20 protein-coding genes and 1 other annotated feature are annotated in these 23,207 nt (G+C 54.1%); of the genes, 18 read left to right on the top strand and 2 right to left on the bottom strand.

The window, feature by feature from the left end; all coding sequences use genetic code 11:
* Positions 1–4: 4 nt before the first annotated feature.
* The 14 genes from spoVAE (at position 5) to leuS (ending at position 14,439) form a co-directional block, all read left to right on the top strand.
* The gene (gene spoVAE / locus ACFQI7_RS06340) at positions 5–370 is read left to right on the top strand and encodes a stage V sporulation protein AE (RefSeq protein WP_218098697.1); all 366 of its coding nucleotides are present in this window, start codon (positions 5–7) and stop codon (positions 368–370) included.
* A gap of 281 nt (positions 371–651) precedes the next feature.
* Positions 652–1,611 (top strand): AAA family ATPase, encoded by a 960-nt coding sequence (locus tag ACFQI7_RS06335; RefSeq protein WP_218098433.1) that lies wholly within the window; start codon positions 652–654, stop codon positions 1,609–1,611.
* Positions 1,612–1,613: 2 nt separating this feature from the next.
* Positions 1,614–2,861, top strand: coding sequence for a DUF58 domain-containing protein (locus ACFQI7_RS06330; RefSeq protein ID WP_218098432.1), 1,248 nt, complete (start codon positions 1,614–1,616; stop codon positions 2,859–2,861).
* Positions 2,858–5,083, top strand: coding sequence for a transglutaminase TgpA family protein (locus ACFQI7_RS06325; RefSeq protein WP_218098431.1), 2,226 nt, complete (start codon positions 2,858–2,860; stop codon positions 5,081–5,083). The genes ACFQI7_RS06330 and ACFQI7_RS06325 overlap by 4 nt, the downstream gene beginning before the upstream one ends.
* A gap of 116 nt (positions 5,084–5,199) precedes the next feature.
* Complete coding sequence (locus ACFQI7_RS06320; RefSeq protein WP_218098430.1) at positions 5,200–5,694, top strand: YqeG family HAD IIIA-type phosphatase; 495 nt, start codon at positions 5,200–5,202, stop codon at positions 5,692–5,694.
* A 7-nt stretch (positions 5,695–5,701) separates the two neighbouring features.
* The gene (gene yqeH, locus ACFQI7_RS06315; protein ID WP_218098429.1) at positions 5,702–6,832 is read left to right on the top strand and encodes a ribosome biogenesis GTPase YqeH; all 1,131 of its coding nucleotides are present in this window, start codon (positions 5,702–5,704) and stop codon (positions 6,830–6,832) included.
* 59 nt (positions 6,833–6,891) lie between these two features.
* Positions 6,892–7,761, top strand: coding sequence for a shikimate dehydrogenase (locus ACFQI7_RS06310; RefSeq protein ID WP_218098428.1), 870 nt, complete (start codon positions 6,892–6,894; stop codon positions 7,759–7,761).
* 56 nt (positions 7,762–7,817) lie between these two features.
* Positions 7,818–8,111 (top strand): ribosome assembly RNA-binding protein YhbY, encoded by a 294-nt coding sequence (gene yhbY / locus ACFQI7_RS06305; protein ID WP_218098427.1) that lies wholly within the window; start codon positions 7,818–7,820, stop codon positions 8,109–8,111.
* Positions 8,112–8,126: 15 nt separating this feature from the next.
* A complete protein-coding gene (locus ACFQI7_RS06300; RefSeq protein WP_218098426.1) occupies positions 8,127–8,714 on the top strand; it encodes a nicotinate-nucleotide adenylyltransferase in 588 nt (195 codons plus the stop codon).
* Positions 8,704–9,282 (top strand): bis(5'-nucleosyl)-tetraphosphatase (symmetrical) YqeK, encoded by a 579-nt coding sequence (gene yqeK, locus ACFQI7_RS06295; protein WP_218098425.1) that lies wholly within the window; start codon positions 8,704–8,706, stop codon positions 9,280–9,282. The genes ACFQI7_RS06300 and yqeK overlap by 11 nt, the downstream gene beginning before the upstream one ends.
* A 22-nt stretch (positions 9,283–9,304) precedes the next feature.
* Complete coding sequence (gene rsfS, locus ACFQI7_RS06290) at positions 9,305–9,652, top strand: ribosome silencing factor (RefSeq protein WP_218098424.1); 348 nt, start codon at positions 9,305–9,307, stop codon at positions 9,650–9,652.
* Positions 9,649–10,551 (top strand): CvfB family protein, encoded by a 903-nt coding sequence (locus tag ACFQI7_RS06285; RefSeq protein ID WP_218098423.1) that lies wholly within the window; start codon positions 9,649–9,651, stop codon positions 10,549–10,551. Before rsfS ends, ACFQI7_RS06285 begins: the two co-directional genes overlap by 4 nt.
* Before the next feature lie 47 nt (positions 10,552–10,598).
* Complete coding sequence (locus ACFQI7_RS06280; RefSeq protein WP_218098422.1) at positions 10,599–11,390, top strand: class I SAM-dependent DNA methyltransferase; 792 nt, start codon at positions 10,599–10,601, stop codon at positions 11,388–11,390.
* A 310-nt stretch (positions 11,391–11,700) separates the two neighbouring features.
* Positions 11,701–11,933, top strand: a binding site (T-box leader).
* A gap of 55 nt (positions 11,934–11,988) precedes the next feature.
* Positions 11,989–14,439 (top strand): leucine--tRNA ligase, encoded by a 2,451-nt coding sequence (leuS, locus tag ACFQI7_RS06275; protein ID WP_218098421.1) that lies wholly within the window; start codon positions 11,989–11,991, stop codon positions 14,437–14,439.
* Between the two features lie 69 nt (positions 14,440–14,508).
* Here leuS and comER read toward each other — a convergent pair whose 3' ends face one another.
* Positions 14,509–15,342, bottom strand: a complete 834-nt coding sequence (comER, locus tag ACFQI7_RS06270; RefSeq protein ID WP_218098420.1) for a late competence protein ComER — start codon at positions 15,340–15,342, stop codon at positions 14,509–14,511.
* Between the two features lie 98 nt (positions 15,343–15,440).
* On the opposite strand from comER, the gene ACFQI7_RS06265 reads away from it, so the two are divergent.
* Positions 15,441–16,013 (top strand): ComEA family DNA-binding protein, encoded by a 573-nt coding sequence (locus tag ACFQI7_RS06265; RefSeq protein WP_218098419.1) that lies wholly within the window; start codon positions 15,441–15,443, stop codon positions 16,011–16,013.
* Between the two features lie 52 nt (positions 16,014–16,065).
* Here ACFQI7_RS06265 and ACFQI7_RS06260 read toward each other — a convergent pair whose 3' ends face one another.
* A complete protein-coding gene (locus ACFQI7_RS06260; RefSeq protein ID WP_218098418.1) occupies positions 16,066–17,604 on the bottom strand; it encodes an ABC-F family ATP-binding cassette domain-containing protein in 1,539 nt (512 codons plus the stop codon).
* Positions 17,605–18,206: 602 nt separating this feature from the next.
* On the opposite strand from ACFQI7_RS06260, the gene ACFQI7_RS06255 reads away from it, so the two are divergent.
* From ACFQI7_RS06255 to ACFQI7_RS06245, 3 genes are all read left to right on the top strand, one after another.
* Entirely contained in the window at positions 18,207–19,499 is a 1,293-nt protein-coding gene (locus ACFQI7_RS06255; RefSeq protein ID WP_218098417.1) for a homocysteine synthase, read from the top strand.
* Between the two features lie 14 nt (positions 19,500–19,513).
* Positions 19,514–20,026, top strand: coding sequence for a deoxycytidylate deaminase (locus ACFQI7_RS06250; protein WP_218098416.1), 513 nt, complete (start codon positions 19,514–19,516; stop codon positions 20,024–20,026).
* Positions 20,027–20,109: 83 nt separating this feature from the next.
* Positions 20,110–22,836, top strand: coding sequence for a DNA internalization-related competence protein ComEC/Rec2 (locus tag ACFQI7_RS06245; protein WP_218098415.1), 2,727 nt, complete (start codon positions 20,110–20,112; stop codon positions 22,834–22,836).
* The last annotated feature ends 371 nt before the right edge of the window (positions 22,837–23,207 follow it).

Below are 23,207 nucleotides of genomic sequence, written 5' to 3'. Positions count from 1 at the left end.
TTGGATGCAGTTTGTGTGGGCTTTTGTGATCGGCGGAGCCATATGCGTCGTAGGCCAGCTGCTAATGGATGTATTTCGGCTGACGCCGGCTCATACAATGAGCACGCTCGTTGTTGCCGGCGCTGTCGTCGACGGCATCGTGATCGGCAATAAGAGCTTGTACGACCGCTTTATCGAGTTCGCCGGTGCCGGCGCCACCGTACCCATTACGAGCTTCGGCAACTCGCTGGTGCACGGGGCGCTGGCGGAGCTCAAGACGAACGGCGCGATCGGGATTATCACCGGCATTTTCGAGGTGACGAGCGCGGGGATTTCGGCGGCGATTATTTTCTCCTTCTTGGCTGCGCTGGTGTTCAAGCCGCAAGGATAAAACACATCATAATCCCCATTTTTCAGGCGAAGCTCCGGTATATTTCCGGAGCTTTTTTGGCGATCGATTCAAACGCCCCGAACCGCTTAGTAAAAATATTCTGAAATGTGTAATTATACAAACAATTTCAGCATTTTTACAAGTATACGCCGATTTTGGAATCCTGTACAATGTAAATAAGCTGCTTACTTTCTGTTTGTTGTCAAATAACAAGATAACTAGAACTTTAGACCTCTTGTTACGTATATATTACGAGCCCACTACTCAAGGAGGACCGGAAGATGGAGACAATGATCAGAGAAGAAGTTCAAGCGTTAAAACGCATACAAGAAAATTTGGAGTCTTGTATATTAGGCAAAACCGACGAAATTAAATTGCTGCTCACGGCGATGCTGGCCGGAGGCCACGTGCTTCTGGAAGACGTGCCGGGCACAGGCAAAACGGTTTTGATCAAAGCGCTTGCCAAATCGATTCGCGGCCAATTCCGCCGCATTCAATGCAATCCCGACCTCCTTCCTACCGATATCACCGGCGTATCCATTTATCATCCCCGGGATGAGGTTTTCATGTTCCGGCCGGGTCCGATCATGACCAATATTTTGCTTGCCGACGAAATCAACCGCGCAACGACGAAGACGCAGTCCGCTCTGCTCGAAGCGATGGAGGAACGCCATATTACCGTAGACGGGGAAACGCATGAGCTGCCGAAGCTGTTCCTGCTGCTCGCTACGCAAAACCCGATCGATTTCGAAGGAACTTATATTTTACCGGAAGCACAGCTCGACCGGTTTATGATGAAATTCAGTCTGGGCTATCCCGACGAGCAGACCGAGATGCGCATGATCGTATCACAAAGTATCGTTCATCCGCTGGAAGCGCTCGAGCCTGTTGCAGACAGCGAGCAAATTCTCTCGATTCAGCAGTTCGTCAAACAAGTACATCTGGAAGAAGCGGTTGCTGCTTATTTGATTGCCATCACGCGCTTGACACGTGAGCATCCCGCGATTTTTTTGGGCGCGAGCCCGCGGGCTACCCTCGCGCTGGTACAAGCGGCCAAGGCGTATGCGCTGCTGAATGAACGTGAATTTGTAATTCCGGACGATATTAAGTTTTTGGCGCCTTACGTGCTGGGCCACCGGATTTTGCTCCAGGCGGAAGCAAGGATGGAAGGAGCGACGGTGCAGTCCGTGCTTCAATCGGTATTCCAGCAGGTGAAAGTGCCCGTGCGTTGGGAGAAATGACGATGATTAAATCTTCCTATGCCCACAAGCTGGCGGAACGGCCGCGGTACAGCCGCAAATTTTGGGCTGTGCTCATCACCTTTTTGTGTAGTCTGGGATTTTTATTGTTCCAGGGCGGGAAGCTGGCTTTCATGCTGTTTGTCATTATATCGATTCTTAGCGTTTACTTGCTGCTCGGGCAGTGGAGCGGCATTCGGAGAACCCAGGGCAACCGCACGTTGTCAAATGTCGATTTCGGATCGACGATTGAAGCGGGCACGTCGCTCACCATTTCCTTGCAGCTGCAAATCCCGGGCTTTTGGCCGATGCCGTATATATTCGTGAAGGATCGGATGTTCCACAAGACCGGGCGGGAGCTGACGTTCGAGGCGACGCTTGTGCCCGATTGGCGCCGGCGGGCGCATTGGGAATACAAGACGCCGTCCATGCGCCGCGGGCATTATTACTTCGGCCGGACGGAATGCGTCACCGAAGATATATTCGGCCTGTTCGAGCACAGCGGCGAGCTGGATCTGCCTCAGAGCATTTCCGTGCTGCCGCAAATGGTCCCGATCCGGGAATGGCAGCAATTCCATCATATGCTGAAGGGAACGAATCACCATTCGACAACGACCCGGGCGTCCCGGGAGACGACGCAAATTAACGGCGTTCGCGAATATATTTACGGCGATCGTATTTCGCGGATTCACTGGAACGCGACAGCCAAGACGGGGACGTGGAAGTCCAAGGAATTCGAACGTGAATCGCTTCCCAAATCTTATCTCGTGCTTGACCGGTCCGTGAAAGCGTACGGCGGGGAGGAACAGTTCGAACTGGCCGTTTCGGTCGCGGCGTCCTTGTTCCAATACGGCTCTAGCCGCGATCTTTCTTTCGGCCTTGTTTCACGGGGGAGTGACGACGTTTACTTTGAACCTCGCTCGGGGCAATCCGTTTATAATGCGGCCATGCAGCACTTTATCGATGTGGAGGCCGACGGCCCGATGGGACTTAGGCAAGTACTGCTGGAGAAAGTGCAGCAGCTTGTGCCCGGCAGCTTTATGGCTATCGTCAGCCCGCTGTCCGGCGAGCCTATGCTGCAAATATTGACTTGGCTGAAGCAGCAGCAGATGAATCCGTGTCATCTTTGGATCGGCAACGATTCCACCGGCAAGGATGCCTGGATTTTGCAGCTGAAATCCAAAGGAATTACCGGCTATTCGATCCAGACGTTGTCGGAGCTTCCGGCCCGGTTGGGAGGGCGGCACGGATGACCAAAAAAATGACATGGTGGAAACTCCTGCTGTGGGGCGGTTGGACGCACCGGTTATCGGTGTTGTTGAGCGGAATTTTTCTTTTGCAGTTTACGATCTGGTTCGGCAAGGAAGACGGCATGTGGCTGGCGGAAACAGTGGTCATCGTGCAGCTCGCCCTGGTTGTAACCGCGGTGTTCGAGCACTTCCCGAGGCTTCATTGGCTTGTGCGCGGTGCGCTGGAGCTCATAGCGATCGTAACCATCAACGTGCAGGTGCTTGAACGCTATAAAGTGATCGATTCGATGGATCTGCAAAGCTTCTTTTCATCGCAATTATTTTTAAATTTGTATGAGCTTACCCCTTATCTCTGGTTTGGGCTTGGTGCCTGGGTTGCTTATTTGACCGTCATCTGGTTTGTGGAGGTCAAGTGGCGCATTTATTTGCTGCTTATCGTAAGCGTGCTTGCACTGTGCATACGCGACTCTTTCTCGTCCATTTATTTGTGGCCTCAAGTGGCTGCGGTCGTAGGCTGCGGATTGTTTCTGCTTATTCTCAGCCACTTTAGCCGCCTGCGCCGCAAAGATCCGGAAGCTTGGAACCGGCTTGCCGATTACCCCGCGTCGATCGCGGTTCCGGTCGTGAGCCTGATCAGCTTAACCGTGTTTGCGGGCGTCCTCATGCCGGAAACCGGGCCGCTGCTGACCGATCCGTACACCGCTTGGAGACAGTTCCGCGGCGAGCCGGTAAATTTCACGACGGGTAAAGGCATTCAAGTGTCCGCAAGCGTGGATGGCTATGATTCGTCCTCAGGCTATAGCCGCAGCGATACGATGCTCGGCGGCGGCTTTCAATTTGACTATACGCCGGTGATGACGATCGATACGACGCACCGCGGATATTGGCGAGGCGAATCCCGTTCGATGTATACGGGCCGGGGCTGGGACGAAAGCGACAGCGAGCGGCGAGGCGCATGGAGTGCGGTTCGTCCGGACTTTGCGGTCACGCCGGATCCCCGTCAAGCGGCGGGTAAAGTCAAAACGGTAGAAGTCGTTCAGACCGTGACGCTCCTTACGGACCAGCGCTATCCTGTATTGTTCGGCGCCTATGCCATGGAGAAAATGGTGGACATTAACGGCGCGAAGAGCGGCTTCGAGCCGCTGCAATGGAATGCGCCGCAGTCCGAGCTGCGTTACAGCGAGCGGCAGCCTTATCCAAAGACGTATACCGTCGTTTCGCAAATGCCGGTCATAGACGAAGAGGCGCTGCGCAAGCTGCCGCTAGAGGCGTCAAAGCCGGATATGGCCGAATTTTTACAGCTGCCGGACAGCTTGCCCGAGCGCGTGCGGAAGCTGGCGGCCGACCTTACCAAGGACGCGACCAACGCGTACGATAAAGCCAAAAAGCTGGAGCAGTACTTGCAAACGGCGTACCCGTATACGAATAAGCCGGATTTATCCAAAGGCCGAAGCCGCGACTTCGTTGACCGGTTTCTGTTCGAGATCAAGGAAGGGTATTGCGACTATTACTCCTCCGCTATGGTTGTGATGGCTCGTTCGCTCGGACTTCCTGCCCGATGGGTGAAAGGTTATGCTTCCGGCACGAGTGCCTATGAAGAAGAAATGCTTGGGATGACCATGGATGAGGGACTGCTGGACCCGGATATCGGCGGGTTGTACACCGTACGGAATTCGGATGCGCATTCCTGGGTGGAGCTGTATTTTGCCGGTTACGGGTGGATTCCTTTCGAACCGACCTCCGGGTTCGTGCTTCCGCGCGCAGTGCCGGAAACGGAAGTGGCCATTGATACATCGACGGTTCCGGCCACGCCGCCAGACTCGGCGGAAACGGACGGCAGTTTGATTACGGGCAAACATGTCGGTTGGGGCGCTGCAGTTCTCGTTCTGCTCGCCGTGCTTGCGTACCTTGCACGCCGCTTCCAGCTGATCGATTTGATCGCGGAATGGGCCCGCCGCAGGCGCGCGCAGCTGCTCAAGCAAAAAATCATTATCGAGTGCGAACGGCTGCTCCGCATATTCCGCCGCTACGGCTACGTGCGCGAGGAGCATGAAACGCTGCGCGAAGCGGTCCGAAGGTGGACGAAGCAGAGCAAGTGGATGACAGCGGAGCTGGATACGATCCTTCAGCAGTTTGAAAAAGCGAAATACGGCAAAACGGATGTTACCGAAGAAGATTGGCGCCAAACCGCGCAAAGCGTGGAAAAACTGCGTTCGCAAATGTAATCAAAAAGGAAAAGACCGTGCTTTCACAGCGGTCTATTTTCTTTTTTGCAACAAAAAGGACAATTATGGTATAGTTTGACGTATATAGGTCCGTCCAAATTCACGAGGTGAACGTTTTGTTGAAAAAGCTCATTCCGCAACAACAGGTTAACTCGATTTACGAAATTGATCTGCACGCATTGTACAAGCAGGGATATCGCGGCATTATAACGGATTTGGATAACACGCTGGTTGGGGCGAAAGCGCCGCTTGCCACGCCGGAGCTGATCGATTGGCTCAAGGTCGTCGGGCAAGTAGGCTTTCAGATCGTCATCGTTTCGAATAACCAACGCGAGCGGGTCACCCAATTCGCGGAGCCGCTATCCCTGCCTTTCATTTATAGAGCGAAAAAACCGACCAATGCATCTTTTCGCAGGGCGCTGCACATCATGAATTTGAAAGCGGAGCAAACGGTTGTCATTGGAGACCAAATGCTGACCGATGTGCTTGGAGGCAATCGAATGGGACTGTATACGATACTGGTGCAGCCGATTTCTCCCATAGATGAAGGTTTTTTTACGAAAGTGAACCGAAGGCTGGAGAAAGCCGCCCGGATTATGATGAAAAGGTAGGGAATGTATGTCAGCCAGTAAAGATACCACAACCGCGGACACCCGCTGCGCGGGATGCGGCGTGCTGCTCCAGCACGAGGATGCGGCGCGTCTCGGTTATGCGCCGGAAAAAGCGATGTCGCGGGAGCCGGTCATATGCCAGCGATGTTTCCGCATCAAAAATTATAACGAAGCGTCGGGCATCACGTTGAATCAGGACGATTTCCTGAAGCTGTTGACCCATGTCGGCGCAACGCAATCGCTCGTCGTCAATATCGTTGATTTATTCGATTTTGAAGGCAGCATGATATCGGGATTGCCCCGTTTTGTCGGGAATAACCCGATTGTCCTCGTCGTGAACAAAATCGATTTGCTGCCTAAGGTCACCAATTACAATCGAATCGTGAACTGGGTGCAGCGTCAAGCCAAAGAAGCGGGGCTGAAAGTGGTGGAGGTCGTTCTCTGTTCCGCCAAAAAAAATATGGGCTTTGAACGCGTCATCGAAGTGCTCGATCAGCACCGGCGCGGCCGCGATATTTATGTGGTCGGCGCAACCAACGTCGGCAAGTCGACGCTGATTAACCGGCTTATACACGATTACAGCGATCTGGATGCCGAGCTGACGACTTCGCAATATCCGGGGACGACGCTCGATTTGGTGCGCATCCCTATGGATGACGGATCGTCGATTATTGATACGCCGGGCATTGTATACAAGCACCGTCTAACCGAGCTGGTCAATAAGAAAGATTTGATGAAACTGATGCCCGGAGGCCCTGTCAAACCGATGGTGTTCCAGTTGAATGAACGGCAGACGATATTTTTCGGCAGCCTGGCGCGTTTCGATTTCATTCAAGGTGAGCGTCAGTCGTTTACTTTTTACGTATCGAATGCCATCACGGCCCACCGCACGAAGCTGGAACGGGCGGATGAGCTGTACGCCGAGCATAAGGGAGAATTGCTGGCGCCTCCGGCGAAAGCGGATTTGGACGAATTGCCCAAGCTGACGAAGCACGCGATCCGGATTCCGAAGGGCAGCGAATTGGACGTATCGATCTCCGGTCTCGGGTGGATCAAAGTGAACAGCAATGCCGGCGCGGAACTGGCCGTTCATGTACCCAAAGGAGTCAAAGTGGCCGTGCGGGAATCGCTTATTTAGACTTGCGGGTCGTTGGAAGCATTCGCTCCTAGTAGAGTAACGGGGAAAGGGAGAGAGGAATGGGGAAGCACAAGCTGGACAGTCATACGATTCTTTACGGTGTATTCGGTGATCCGGTGCGTCACTCCAAGTCGCCGATCATGTTGAATCGCGCCTTTGAGGTCGCCGGTTTGAATGCGGCCTATGCCGCGTTTCATATTTTGCCGGGGACGCTAAAGGACGCGATCGCCGGGATTCGGGCGCTGCAATTTCGCGGGGTGAACGTAACGATCCCGCATAAAATCGAGGTCATGTCCTATTTGGATGAAATCGATGAAGGCGCGCGCGTCATTGGCGCCGTCAACACGATCGTCAACGACAACGGGCGGTTGATCGGCTATAATACGGACGGCATCGGCTATGTCCGTTCCTTGAAGGAAGAAACGGGCGTCGAATTAAAAGGACGGAAAGTGCTTATGATCGGGGCCGGCGGCGCGGCCCGAGGCGTAGGTTACGCGCTTGCCAAAGAAGGCATAGAGCACATGTACATTGAGAACCGTACAAGAGAAAAGGCGGAAGAGCTCGCACGTTCGATGTCCTCCTTTTGCAGCGTATCGGCTATTGGGATGGACGAGGTTGCCCGAATATGCGACGAAGCGGTATTGATCGTAAATAACAAGTCGGTCGGAATGTACCCGAACGTGGACGAAGTCCCGATGGATACGTCGCTTATTCGCACCGGTACCGTTGTCAGCGATCTGGTGTACACGCCGCCATTGACCCGTTTTTTGCGCGAAGCGCGCGACCTTCGCGGTGCGACGATACACAGCGGGCTGGGGATGTTTATTTACCAAGGCGCTTACGCGTTTGAGTATTGGACGGGGCAGCCCGCGCCGATCGAAGCCATGCGGGAAGCGGTAGTACAATCTTTTGCGGAATCGTCTCATTAGGACGGTTCTGTTTCGCTTCAAGATCATTTTATACGAATAGAGGTAGAACAGTCAGCATGCTAACAGGCAAACAAAAAAGGCACTTGCGCTCGATGGCTCATCATTTGAATCCGATTTTCCAAGTCGGCAAAGGCGGAGTGAACGATCATTTGATCCGGCACATCAATGAAGCGATCGAGGTAAGAGAGTTGATTAAAGTATCGATATTGAACAACAATATGGACGACCGCAATGAAGTGGCGCAGCAGCTTGCAGACGGCGCGGAAGCCGAGCTCGTGCAAGTCATCGGCAAGACGATTGTGCTGTATAAGGAATCCAGGGATCATAAAACGATCGAGCTGCCGGTCTAAAAAGAGGTGAGCAGGATGAAGGTCGGCCTAATGGGGGGCACCTTTGATCCGATACATATCGGTCATTTGCTGGCTGCGCAAAGCGTTTGCGAACAAGCGGGACTCGACGAGGTTTGGTTTATGCCGGTCAATGTGCCGCCTCATAAAGAGGCGGCGCCGGGGGCTACGGCGCAGCAGCGCTGGGAGATGACGAACCTTGCCGTGGAAAGCCATCCGATGTTTCGAACGACCGACATCGAGCTTCGCAGGGGCGGCGTTTCTTACAGCATCGATACCGTAACCTTGCTCAGACGGCAGTATCCCAGTCATCATTTTTATTATATTATCGGGGCTGACATGGTACGGTATTTACCCAAATGGTATAAGATCGAAGAATTGGTTAAGCTGGTAACCTTCGTCGGCTTGGAACGCCCGGGTTTCGATCCCGGCTTTACTGAGCTCCCGCCGTCGATCCGCGAATCGCTGATGATGGTGAAGATGCCGCAAATCGATTTGTCTTCCACCCGGATCCGGGAGCGCCGCGCGGCCGGACGGCCGGTGCGTTACATGGTGCCGGATCGGGTAAACGATTATATCGAGGTGAACCGGTTATATGAATCGTGAACAACTGATCGAATCCGTGCGATCGCAAATGCCGCAGCAGCGCTGGACACATACCGAAGGCGTGATGGAAACGGCGGTTATTCTTGCGGAACGTTTCGGGGCCGACCCGGTGAAGGCGGAAATGGCGGCGATTCTGCATGATGTGTGCAAGTACTGGCGCGTTGACGAGCAGGCGCAAATTATTCGCGAAAACGGGCTTCCGGCGGATCTGCTCGATTACGATAAAGAATTATGGCATGCGCATGCGGGAGCATGGATCGCTTCCAACCGCTATGGTGTTATCGACGAAGAGGTGCTCAATGCGATCCGTTATCATACGTCGGGGCGCCGCCGAATGACGCTTCTGGACAAGGTCGTTTGTCTCGCCGATTATATGGAGCCGGGACGCGATTTTCCCGGCGTGAATAATATTCGCGAAACCGCCGAACATAGTCTAGAGAGAGCTTTGCTCGCCGGTTTTGACGGAACAATTCGTTTTCTGCTGGACAAAGGCAGAAAAATATATCCGCTCACGCTCGAAGCACGCAACGGACTGCTGGAGGAACTGGAGCAGCAAGAAGCAATGTAATTTATATTTGGGAGGAAACCTAATGACCATTCAACCGGACGATCTCATGTCCATCGTCGTCGATGCGGCCGAAGACAAAAAAGCAATGAACCTGATCGCGCTGAATCTTCAAGGAATTTCGCTTATTTCCGATTACTTCGTCATCTGTCACGGGAATTCCGAAACGCAGGTACAGGCTATTGCGACCGAAATCCGTAAACGTGCGGAGGAGCATGGGGCGCGCATTCGAGGCTTGGAAGGGATGGACACGGCCCGTTGGGTCCTGGTTGACATGGGCGACGTCGTGGCTCATGTGTTCCATCGGGATGACCGGGAATATTACAATATCGAGCGTCTGTGGTCCGACGCGAAAGTGGTCGAGCGGGTATGAAGCTTGAAGCCGGGACGTTTACAAGACTGAAAGCGGCAAGAGAAGTATCGCCGTACGGTTATTTTTTGACGGACGGTACGGTGGACGTGCTGCTGCATTATAGCGAAGCAACGGACAAAATTAAGCCGGGCGACGACGTGGACGTGTTTTTATTTTACGACACGGAAGACCGGTTGGCAGCAACCATGCGGAAGCCGCTCATTACGCTCGGGCAGGTGGCGCTGCTTGAGGTGATGGACATCCATCCGCGCTTCGGCTGTTTTCTCGAGATGGGACTTGGGCGGCATTTGCTCTTGCCGTTTCGAGAGCTGCCCGAGCTCAAGGAGCTTCGTCCCGTCGTAGGAGACAAAGTGTTCGTCGTGCTCGCTCACGACCGCCAAGGTCGTCTGGTTGCCAGGCTGGCCGGAGAGGAAGAGCTGAAGCCGCTGTGCTTCCAAGCGCCGTCCAGTTGGAAAAACCTTCGGATCGAGGCGCGGGTGTACAAGCCGCTGCAGATGGGAACGTTCGTCGTTTGCGAAGGCGGAGTGCTCGGTTTTGGAGCGATCGGCATGATTCATTCGACCGAACGGACAAGGCTGCTTCGTCTTGGGGAACAGGTGCAGGCACGCGTGACCTTTGTCCGCGAGGATGGCAATGTCAATTTGTCGATGCGCGAACGCAAAGAGGTCAGCCGCGACGAAGATTCCGAGAAGCTGCTCGCCTTCCTGCGGGAGCGGCCGAACGGAGCGATGCCCTACTCCGATGAAACGCCGGCCGATCTGATTAGCCAGCGCTTCGGGATGAGCAAATCGGCGTTTAAGCGCGCGATCGGCAAGCTGATGAGAGAAGGGCTGATTACTCAGGAAGGCAGTTGGACCTATTTAAATAAGCGCGAAGATGCTCAGCCGGTTACCGAATGAAATCGATTCGGTCCCGGCCTTCATTTTGATTAAGGAGACGAATCCGGATGGCTTATCAGCAGTTTTCATATTTGTACGACCGGCTCATGGAAGACATGCCGTATGACGATTGGGTCCGGTTTGCCCGCCAATGCTGGGACAAATACGGTTCGCCGCGAACGGTCGTGGACCTCGGATGCGGTACCGGCAGTACGGCTATTCCACTGGCGAAGCAAGGCTATGAAGTAATTGGCATTGATTTATCGGAGGACATGCTTGCGATCGCGGATCAGAAAGCGGCCGCCGAACAGCGGAGAACGCCTTTTCTGGCCGGGGGCAGCGTACAATGGTTGCAGCAGGATATGCGGGAGTGGGACATCGGGCGTCCGGCCGATGCGGTCATCTCCTTTTGCGATTGCTTTAATTATTTGCTGGAGGAAGACGACTGGGCGCAGGCATTTAAGCGGACGTATGAAGGGCTTGCCGAAGGAGGCGTGTTCCTGTTTGACATGCATACGCCATTGCAGCTCCACAATTATGCGGAGTCGCAGCCGTTTTTATTGAACGAAGAAGATATCGCCTACATTTGGACAAGCGATTTCGATTCGTCGCGATGCGAGATCGAGCATGCGCTCACGATCTTTTTTCGCGAAGGAGACAGCGAAACCGGTTCGGACGATGCGCTCACGGAGCGCTTTCAACGAATTGAGGAAGTCCACGTACAGCGGGCGTACCCGATCGTTCGGGTGGAGGAGATGCTGCGGCGCGCAGGTTTCCGGGATATATCGTGCTATGCGGATTTTTATTGGAAAAAGCCGTCGGAGGACACGGAACGGGCGTTTTTTCTTGCGGTGAAATAGAAGCCGTTTCATTGGGGCGAATCGTTCAGCGAAGACGCAATAGCAACTGAATCAAGCATAAAATCATGCCCCAAAGCGGAATCGAGAGCGCGATCCCGTTGATCAAGCCTTTCATGGAAACCGACTCCTTTGTCGTAACGTGCTGGGCGGCTGCAATGGAGCAACTGCAGCATCAGTATGGCCAAAAGAGACGGTCCTTAAACCGCAGCAGCATTCCGTCATGCAGAAATGACAATGGCATGGCAATGGGTTATGGACTTGACAGCAGGGAGTGCTTTTTCATATAATGATGTGTAAAGTTGGATACATTTACAAGGCTGTGACAGGAAGTAGTAGCTTTTACGCCCTTTTTCAGAGAGCCGGTGGCACAGGTGGAAACCGGTAAATGGCAAAGCGAACTCGTCCAGGAGCCAGAAGGTGACGGATTGGAAGATCCCAGCCGGATCGTGACCCCGCGTTAAGGGGTTCGAGTGGACGCAGGCAAAGCATGCCTGCCGTCAACTAGGGTGGTACCACGGGAATCCGAAGCTTCTCGTCCCTAGCGCAAGCTAGAGGCGAGGGCTTTTTTTGTTTACGAATTGAAGGAGGCATTTGGATCATGGCGCACGATAACAAAGTACAACAAGGGTATAACCCGCTCGTAATTGAGCCGAAATGGCAGCAATATTGGGATGAACATAAGACGTTTAAAGTGCTTGACGACGACAGCAAGCCGAAGTTTTATGCGCTGGATATGTTCCCGTATCCTTCAGGCGCCGGGCTTCATGTCGGCCATCCGGAAGGCTACACGGCAACGGACATCGTGTCCCGGTACAAGAGAATGCGGGGCTACAACGTGCTTCATCCGATGGGGTGGGACGCTTTCGGTTTGCCGGCGGAACAGCATGCGCTCGATACGGGACAGCATCCCCGGGATATTACGGTGAAAAATATTAATAACTTCCGCCGTCAAATCAAGTCGCTCGGATTTTCCTACGACTGGGATCGCGAAATCAGCACGACGGATCCGGACTACTATAAATGGACGCAATGGATTTTCATCCAGCTCTATAAAAAAGGACTCGCCTACGTCGACGAAGTTCCGGTCAACTGGTGTCCCGCGCTGGGCACGGTGCTTGCTAACGAGGAAGTCATCGACGGCTTGAGCGAACGCGGCGGCCATCCGGTCATTCGCAAACCGATGCGCCAATGGATTTTGAGAATTACCGAATATGCGGAACGGCTGCTCGAAGATTTGGAGGAGCTGGACTGGTCGGAAAGCATCAAAGATATGCAGCGCAACTGGATCGGCAAGTCCAAAGGCGCGGAAGTGACGTTTGCCATCGAAGGGCATGACGGTGACAGCTTGAAAGTATTCACGACGCGGCCCGACACGCTGTTCGGCGCAACGTACTGCGTACTGGCGCCGGAACATGAACTGGTGGAACGCATCTCGACGCCGGAGCAATCCGCGGCGGTGAAGGAGTACCAGGAACGCGCGGCGCGCAAGAGCGATCTGGAGCGGACCGATTTGGCGAAGGAAAAGACCGGCGTGTTTACCGGCGCTTACGCGATCAATCCGGTCAACGGCGAGAAGACGCCGATCTGGATTGCCGACTACGTGCTGGCCGGATACGGTACGGGCGCGATTATGGCGGTGCCGGGCCACGACCAGCGAGATTGGGAATTCGCGAAACAATACGACATTCCGATCATTGAAGTGGTGCAGGGCGGCGAATTGAGTAAAGAAGCGTACGCCGGCGACGGAGAGCACGTCAATTCCGGCTTCCTGAACGGTTTGAACACCGAACAAGCGATCGGCAAAATGATTGAGTGGCTGGAGGAGAACGGCAAGGGTCAAGGCAAAGTGACGTACCGGCTGCGCGACTGGCTGTTCAGCCGCCAACGCTACTGGGGCGAGCCGATTCCGATTCTTCATCTGGAGGACGGCACGATGAAGACCGTTCCGGAAGATCAGCTTCCGCTGCTCTTGCCAGACGTTGACGCCATTCAGCCTTCGGGCACCGGCGAGTCGCCGCTTGCGAACGTAACCGATTGGGTGAACACGGTCGATCCGGAGACGGGCATGCAAGCGCGCCGTGAGACGAACACGATGCCGCAATGGGCGGGCAGCTGCTGGTATTACTTGCGCTTCATCGATCCGAAGAACGATAAGGCGCTTTGTTCGCCGGAGCTGCAGCGCAAATGGCTGCCGGTCGATCTGTACATCGGCGGCGCCGAGCACGCGGTGCTTCACCTGTTGTATGCGCGCTTCTGGCATAAAGTATTGTACGATATCGGCGTCGTCGATACGAAGGAGCCGTTCTACAAGCTGGTGAATCAAGGCATGATTCTCGGTGAAAATATGGAGAAAATGAGCAAATCGCGCGGCAACGTCATCAATCCGGACGAAATCGTGAATGAGTTCGGTGCCGATACGCTGCGGATGTACGAAATGTTCATGGGACCGCTGGAAGCGACAAAGCCATGGAATACAAACGGGGTGGAGGGCACGTACCGCTTCCTGAACCGGGTATGGCGATTGTTCGTGCAGGAAGACGGAACGCTCAGCCCGAAGATCGGTGCAGAAGAGAATTTGGGCAGCGAGTCGTTCAAGCGGATTTGGCACCGCACGATCAAGAAAGTAACGGAGGATTACGAGGCGCTGCGATTTAATACGGCGATCAGCCAATTGATGATTTTCGTCAACGAAGCCTACAAAACCGACCGTTTGCCGAAGGCGGCCGCGGAAAACTTCGTCCAAATGCTCTCCCCGCTCGCTCCGCATCTGGCGGAAGAGCTGTGGGAGAAGCTCGGGCACACAAATTCCGTATCGTATGTGGATTGGCCGGTATTCGACGAGGCGTGGACGGTCGACAACGAAGTGGAGATCGTCGTTCAAGTGAACGGCAAAATCGCGGAGCGCGTTAGCGTTGCCGCCGATGCGGACGAAGCGACGATGCAGGAGCTCGCGATGGGACTCGGCAAAGTGAAGGATGCCATCGCCGGCAAAACGGTGCGTAAAGTCATTACGGTGAAAGGCAAGCTCGTCAATATCGTAGCAGGGTAAAAATATAAATAACCGCACAGCAGTCCAGCGCTCTGTGCGGTTCATACGGAAAAACGTGAAAGCATCGCGTTAATCGACCTTCGTTCCGAATAGCCGGCTTTCTACTTTTTCCACATCTTCATTATATTTTGCATGAGTTGTGCGGATCAGGTCGTGAAAGACCCCGTGCAGCTCTTTTTCCATTAGTCGGAGTCCTTCGGCCGTAATGCCGCCCGGAACGGCGACCCGCTTCTGGAGCGAGGCGGGCGTGAAGCCTCCGGTAGTGAGCAGTTTGCCGGTGCCAAGCAGCATCTCGCTGGCGAGGACGGTTGCTTCTTCCTCGGATATGCCCGTTTCCTCCACGGCCGCTTCCACGAACTTTTGAATAAAATAGGCGAGAAACGCCGGTCCGCAGCTTGAAAGATCCGAGGAAATCCGGGTAAATTGCTCGGACACCCGAAGCGGGCTGCTGATGTGGGACAATAAATTTTCAAGCCGTTCCTTGTCCTCCGGCATGCAACGGTCGCTGTATATGCATAATGTGGCGCCGCTCAGTACGTAATTTGTGATGCTCGGAATCACTTTAGCGATTTTGCAGGGAAGCTGATCTTCCAAATGTCTGAGCAACACCGGACTCGTGATGGAGATGAGAAGTTTGGAAGGCGATATGTCCGCACGAATCTCTTCGATGACCGTTTTGAATTCAAGGGGCTTGACGCATATAAACAGCAGCTCGGTAAGGGATGCGACTTCCTTATTGGAGAGGGCAACCTGAAGGCCCGGATAGCTATCCGCCAGAAGCTCGGCTTTGCTGATCGTGCGGTTAGTCACAAGCATTTGGTCCGGATTTAGAGCGCCGGACCGGATGAACGCTTCGATGAGAACACTGCCCATGCTGCCTGTTCCAATCATTCCTACACGCATAACCATCCCCCCTGAGTTGATCGCAGCTTTTTCAATTATATGAGCTTGAATCGAATTTATGCATGATATTCCAATTCATTGGATATGGGAGGTTGTGGATGAGCAAAGGATTGATGAATTTCGCCGTCTTTTTGGCGTTTGGCCTGATTTGCTGCGTGCTGCTGTGGCGGCCATGGGCGCCTAACGAAGCTTCGATGGGTTTCAAAAGCGCCGACGAGGAAATGCGAGCGCTGTTGCAGCAGCAAACAGAGGAGCGGCAAGCGGGCGCGAAAGCAAGCGGCAGCGGGAAAGAGGCGGCGGCCAAAGCGGCGCCGGCTCCGACAGCGAATGCGAAGGAGGCGCAGCCCAAGAACGAGCCGGCGAAGCCTGCCGATGCGAAAGGAACGCCCGAGAATGCGCCCACTGGACCGCCGGCTGAGCCGGAGGATAAGCAGACGCCACTGTCGGAGATTAAAGGAACGTCCCAGGCAGGAAAAATTAATTTAAACACGGCGACGGCCGAGCAGCTCGACGAGCTTCCGGGTATCGGTCCCAGCCGCGCCCAGGCGATTATTGCAATAAGGCAAAAGCTTGGCGGCAAGTTTACTTCGGTGGAGCAGCTGTTGGAGGTCAAAGGAATCGGAGAGAAAATGTTGTCCAAAATTGCGCCCCTCGTTACTTTGGGGCCTTGAGGCGACACAGTAAAGCAGGCTGCCGATCCCGGCAGCCTGCAATATCCTTTTTTTATTGTCCGTACCAATCCTCGACTTGCCAAATATCGGTAACCCAATCCTCATAAAAGGCCGGCTCATGCGAAACGAGCAGTATCGTTCCCGGGTATTTTTTTAACGCCTCCTTCAACGCTTCTTTGGCTCGGGCATCCAGATGGTTCGTCGGTTCGTCCAATACAAGAACGTTGCTGTCCGTCACGGTTAGCTCGCATAGACGAACTTTTGCCTGTTCGCCGCCGCTTAACGAATCGATCGGTTGTCGAATATGTTTGTCGGTCAGCCCGGCAAACGCCAGCTTTTGCCGAATTTCTTTTAGTGTCAGATCCGGACGAAACGAAGCGACTTTCTCAAGCGGCGTCTCGCTGGAAGTGACCCGTTCCTGGGCGTAGTAAGCCGCTTGTACGCGTTCGCCGAGCCGTACGGTGCCGCTCAGCGGCTTGAGATGGCCCAGCAGCGTTTTCAGCATCGTCGATTTGCCGATGCCGTTAGAGCCGACAATCGCAATTTTATTTCCACGGTTAATTTGCAGATCCAGCGGACCGAACAGCGGCATATCGTAACCGACGCGAATTTGCTTTGCCTCCGCCACCCGGGTGGAAGGACCCGCTTGAAACGGGAACGTAAACCGGGGAGGCGGTGAGGACACCGGCTTATCGATCCGGGTCATTTTATCCAATGTTTTCTCCCGGCTTTTCGCTTGCTTCGCTTTTCGAACCCGGTTCTTCTGTATAAATTGCTCCAGTCTGCCGATTTCTTTTTGCTGCCGGTCATAGGCGGTTTGGATTTGCTGCCTGCTTTGCTCATAACCGCTTCGAAACGCAGCGTAATTGCCGGTGTAACGTTTGATCGTTTGATGCTCCAGGTGAAACGTCGAAGACGTCACTTCGTTCAAAAACCGTTCGTCATGTGATACGACCAGGTAAGCCTGCTCGTATCGCTTCAAATAGCCGATCAGCCATTCGATATGCGCGTCGTCCAAATAGTTGGTCGGCTCGTCGAGCAGCAGCACATCCGGTTCTTCGAGCAGCAGCTTGCCCAGCAGCAGCTTCGTACGCTGCCCTCCGCTGAGCTGACGGATATCCCGATCGCGGCCGAACTGCAAAATGCCGAGCCCCGAGGCCACCTCTTCGATTTTCGCATCCAGTTGATAAAAGCCCGCATGCTCCAGACGGTTTTGCAGCTCCCCATACTGGGCTAACAGCCGCTCCTGATCCTGGTCCGCTGAAGCCATGGCTTCGGCCGTGCGAAACAGGTTTTGCTCCGTTTCGTACAAATGCGCAAAAGCACCTTGCAAAGCTTGCATCACCGTCGTTCCGGCTTTCAAATCGATATGCTGCTGCAGGACGCCGACTTTTACATGGGGAAGCCAAGCGACCGTTCCCGCGTCGGGGATCAGCTCCCCTGACAATATGCGCAGCAGCGTCGATTTTCCGGCCCCGTTGCTTCCGACCAGGCCGGCATGCTCTCCGCGAAGCAGCCGAAAGCTGATGTGTCTAAAAATTTGTTTATCTCCATACGTGTGTGTCACCTGTTCTACGGATACGATACTCATGTCGTTCTCTCCTTTAGCTTTCTGATGGAAGCCAACCGGAGGAACAGCAAATAAAGCTCATTTTCTATTGTTAGTTTACCGTCGTTTCATGAAAAATGGGTAAGGCGAACTCGCCTTACCCATGACAATATATCGTCGCAAGAGAGGGTTAGAGTTCTTTATCTTCTGTTCTTCGGCTGGCTTAACCTTAAAAATGGGCAGACTTCTCCCGTTTAAGCCAATTTCCGAATTAGAACAGTCGATAAAAAGAACATTTGCTTCCCGCCTCTTCATAGATTTTTGTACTGCAGCTTTAAGTTTAAATGCAACTCCGCGGTCATGTCAAGAATGCAAGAAAGAGGGTACAATTCGAATCATGGCAGCTGGTTTAGCTTTCGGAAGGACGAGGGGCTTATCCCCATATGCTTGCTTGAGTATCGTATCCGGCTGATGACACTCTGATCCCACGAGGCGGAAGTTCTCAAGCAAAAAGCAGCGTACACCAAGCCATTCTCTATCACTTTAAAGCTTTTCATAGACAACGCTTTCGTTTTCCTGATAAATATGCGAAAATAGTAACAGATTTATTCCAAATCATGTTATTTTTCAAGGAGGCGCACCACATGTCAGAAGAACGCAAGCTTGCTCTCGAAACGTTAGCCGTCCATGCCGGCCAAGAAATCGATCCGACCACTATGTCTCGTGCAGTGCCTTTATACCAGACGACCTCTTACGGGTTCCGCGATACGGATCATGCGGCCAACCTGTTTGCATTGAAAGAGTTCGGCAATATTTACAGCCGCATCATGAACCCGACGACCGACGTGTTCGAGAAGAGAGTCGCGGCGATGGAAGGCGGCCTGGCGGCGCTGGCTACCGCATCCGGTCAAGCGGCGATTACGTACTCCATTCTGAACATTGCGGAAGCCGGAGACGAGATCGTTTCCTCCACCAACCTGTACGGCGGTACATACAACTTATTTGCGATTACGCTGCTCAAGCTCGGCATCAAGGTTCATTTCGTCGATCCGAGCGATCCGGAAAATTTCCGCAAGGCAATTACACCGAAGACGAAAGCGGTATACGCTGAGACGATCGGCAACCCGCGGGGGGATGTGATCGATATCGCGGCGATTGCGGCGGTTGCGCACGAGCATCAAATCCCGTTCATTGTCGACAATACATTCCCGAGCCCGTACCTGTGCCGTCCGATTGAGCATGGCGCGGATATCGTCGTTCATTCCGCTACAAAATTCATCGGCGGCCATGGAACTTCCATCGGCGGCGTGATCGTGGACGGCGGACGCTTCGACTGGAAAGCGAGCGGCAAATTCCAAGGTCTGACAACGCCGGACCCGAGCTACCATGGCGTAGTGTATTCGGATGCGGTCGGACCGGTCGCTTACATCATCAAAGCACGCGTACAGCTGTTGAGAGATATGGGCGCCGCTATTTCCCCGTTCAACTCGTTCCTTCTGCTGCAAGGCCTGGAAACGCTGCACCTGCGGATGGAGCGTCACAGCTCCAATGCACTGAAGGTCGCTCAATTTCTGGAAAGCAATGAAGCGGTCGCGTGGGTCAACTATTCCGGACTTCCGAGCCATTCCTCGTATGAGTTGGCCCAAAAATATTTGCCGAAGGGGCAGGGCGCAATCCTGACGTTCGAAATTAAAGGCGGCGTCGATGCGGGGCGTAAAGTGATCAACAATGTGAAGCTGTTCTCCCATCTGGCCAACGTCGGCGATTCGAAGTCGCTGATCATTCATCCGGCCAGCACGACCCACCAGCAGCTTACGGAGCAGGAGCAAGTGAAAGCGGGCGTGACGCCGGGCATGATCCGGTTGTCCATCGGAACGGAATCGATCGACGATATACTGCATGACTTGGGTCAAGCGATCCAGGCGAGCCAGCAGTAAGGAGCGCTTGTACGATGATAGCGCGCAAAGATTGGGACACTTACTTTATGGATATGGCATACATGGCATCGACCCGATCGCAGTGCGGACGTCGTCATGTGGGCGCCGTGCTTGTGCAAGGGAAAAAACTGCTCGGAACGGCGTATAACGGCGCGCCGATGGGCGTGCCCGACTGCTCGGAAGCGGGCTGCATGCTCGTGGAGGAGTTCGAAGCGGTCACGGAATCCGGAGCCGAGCGGATGATCAAGAAGCAGAGGTGCATTCGCACGATTCATGCGGAACAAAATTTGCTGCTGTTCACGGACCGGAAAGACCGGGAAGGCTCCGTCGTATACGTAACCGACCAGCCTTGCTGGACTTGTGCGAACATGCTCGCGAACAGCGGCATCGTGGAGATCGTATTCCATCGCTCGTATCCGAAAGATAGCGAGAAGGTAAGCGCCTTGATGGAACAACGGCATATCAAGTTCCGAAGCTTGACCGGCTACGAACCGCCGCATGGAACGCTTACCGAAGTGCACAATTGAATCTTTGAACCTTGAGGAAGAACCTCTAGTTGCCCGTTGGCAAGTAGAGGTTCTTTTTCGTATGCGGAAGGAGGCGCGAAACAATGAACGAAAGGCCGATCGTCGGCATTGCCGTCTGCTGGATACTGGGCTACATGCTTGCCCTGGTTTGGCAAGCGGAGGTATTGAATCTTTATCTCAGCATGGGAGCGGGGCTAGCGTGCTGCATGGTCCTGATGTACAAGCCTCGGGGGAAATCCGTGATCGCAGCACTGCTGATCGTCGCTGCCGCCGCAGGCATCTTCGGCCACTATGATGGACGTAACAAGACAGCGCTGCCGCTGCCGGCGGATGCGGAACCGGAAGTAAGGGTCCGCGGAACCATCGTATCGACGGTAGAGGTGGACGGCGATCGCGTCAGCTTTCAGATAGAAGCGGAGGCGATCGGCGGGGAGGACGGAGCAGGTGCAAAAACGGATGCGGTGCCCGGAGACACAGTCGACCGAGACGACGCCGAGGCGGCAGCAGAAAGCGGGTCACAGGGGATGGAAGAATCCCCCGGCACGGAGCGGGTTGGCGTCGGTCGTGCCGCGGACGCGAGCTCGAATAACATGCTTGTCCCCTCGAAAAAGGAACGGTTGATCGTATCCGTCCGGCTGCTGAAAAAGACGGAACAAGACACTGCGAAAGAGTGGCAAAGGGGAGACCGGATCGAACTGAGCGGAACGATCAAGCAGCCTTCCGTTGCGCGCAACTTTGGCGGCTTCGATTACCGCAAGTATTTATACTACAAGCATATTCACTGGCAGTTGACGGTCAAAGGACTCGGTTCCGTCAACGTCACGCCGCCGGACAAGTGGGGAACGTGGTTGCCGCTGCACTGGAACGACCGGTTCCGCGGCTTGCTTGCAGACAAAGTAGAGCTGCTGTTCCCGCCGGAACAAAACGGGTTTATGAAAGGCATGCTGATCGGGTTGACGGACGAGATCGATCCGCTGCAATTCGACCGCTTTTCCCGTCTCGGCTTGACGCATATTATTGCCATCTCGGGGCTTAATGTGGCGATTTTCCTGGCTTGCATTCTCTGGGTGCTGCGCAAGCTCGGAATGACCCGGGAATCGTATTTGATGACCGCGATTGCGCTGGTCCCGTTGTATATTATGGTGACGGGAGCGTCGCCTTCCATTGTCCGCGCAGGAATCATGGCCATGATCGCATTGTACGCGGCCTACCGGAACCGGATGAAAGACGGGATGAATATCGCTTTTATCGCCGGATTAGGGATGCTGATTTGGGATCCTTACTACTTGGTCGATGTCAGCTTCCAGCTATCTTATCTGGTCACGCTCGGCATCATGCTCGGCGTTCCGCAAATGAACAAAATGCTGCCCATGTCGCAAAAAAAACTCAGAGACGCCCTGTCGATTACAGTGGTGGCGCAGCTCATATCTTTTCCGATCTCCATCTATTATTTCAACCAATTCTCGCTGCTGTCGCTGGCGGCCAACTTCATTATTGTTCCCGTCTTTAGTACGTTTGTTATGCCTGTCGGAACGGTGGCCATGCTCTCGGCGCTTCTGTATCCTACGATGGGCGTATGGATCGGGTGGGCTGTCGTCAAAGTCAATGCGCTGCTGTTTGCCGTCGTCGAGTGGTTCAGCCGGCTGGACGCGTTTCAAACATTATGGCCGACGCCGAGCCCAGTTTGGATTTTATCGTATTACGGCCTTCTGGCGATGATCGGTTGGTGCGTGCATATCGCTCGGGAACGAAGAGAGCAGGAGACGGTAGCGAGTGCGGCCGTTCCTATGCTTTATACCGACAGGGAAGCCCGCTGGCAAAGCCGGCTGTCCGCCATGAACAGAAGTTTGCTCCTGCCGGTAAGCGTGTGCGGCTTCATCGTTTTATTATGGTTCGGTTATTCGCTGGAATCCGGTAAAGCGGAAGGAAGGGTTCAGTTTCTTGACGTTGGGCAAGGGGACAGCATTCTCATTCGAACGCTGGGCCGGGGGCATACGATACTGGTGGACGGCGGAGGGACGGTTACGTTTCGGAAGCCGGGCGAAGAATGGAAGCAGCGGCAGGAGCCTTACGAAGTAGGGAAGAAATTGCTCGTGCCGTTATTGAAAAAGCGGGGCGTACAAACGATCGACGAAATCGTACTTACGCATCAGGATGCAGACCATTACGGAGGACTTCAGGCCGTGCTGGAGCAAATCCCCGTTCGCAGGCTGCTGTTTAACGGTACGCTCAATCCGGGGGCGGCCGTGGAAGCGTTGTTCCAAACGGCGCTGAACAAAGGAACCGAGCTTGTGAGAGTGAATGCCGGCGATAAGCTTGAAGCCGGGGAGCAGACGGTGCTGCATTTTTTGTCGCCGCTAGCGGATGAAGGCAGCAATGATATCAGGCTGGAGAAAAAACAAAATCCGAGCTCCGTCGTGTTTTTGATGGAAATGGCCGGAACGCGCTGGCTGTTTACCGGCGACATGGATCAAGCGGCGGAGCGAAGAGTGATTGCGGCATGGTCCGAGTTGGAACGGCGAACCGGCGTCGGCAGCGGCATCGGTCCGGTCGATGTGGTCAAAATCGCACATCACGGATCGAAAACATCCACCTCGCTCGAGTGGCTAGCGGCTTGGCAGCCGAAGCATGCCGTCATCTCGGTCGGCGTGAATAACATATACCGCCACCCCAGCCCACAGGTGATCGATCGGTTAACGGCAAGCTCGATCAGCGTTCACCGGACCGACCGCCACGGTGAAGTCCAGATGGTTGCGAAAGAGGGCAGGATACGAATGCGAACCAAGCTGGAGGACGCGGCTGCAAAGTAGGCTATGCGGAAAAGAAAGAGCCCCACAAGCCTGCGCGGCTGTGGGGCTAAGTGATTTATATATCAAAAAGGGGGTCGACTATTATTATAGGCGCCGAACATTAATGCCAGATGAAATTAACATTGCAATTTGGTTACAAAAATTTTGGAAGCGGATCACAGCTCCTTTCGCCGGAGTTTGTGCATCTGATGCTTCGCATCCGCGTTGCGGGATGATGCATACGGGCTCGCAGCACGTATTTCATAATCTTCCGAAGCAGACGATAAGGGTGTCGGTGTAATTAGGCAGCTGTATGGCAAAGGTTGTGGAGGAGCCGTTTTTTTGTTATATTAATCATTTGTGCGGGAGAAACCAAACCGGGCATCCGGGCT

The organism is Paenibacillus allorhizosphaerae (assembly GCF_042659105.1).
Taxonomy (GTDB): Bacteria; Bacillota; Bacilli; order Paenibacillales; family NBRC-103111; genus Paenibacillus_G; species Paenibacillus_G allorhizosphaerae.
Note: the sequence above shows the minus strand (reverse complement) of the source record. Positions and strands in the feature narration are given on the sequence as shown.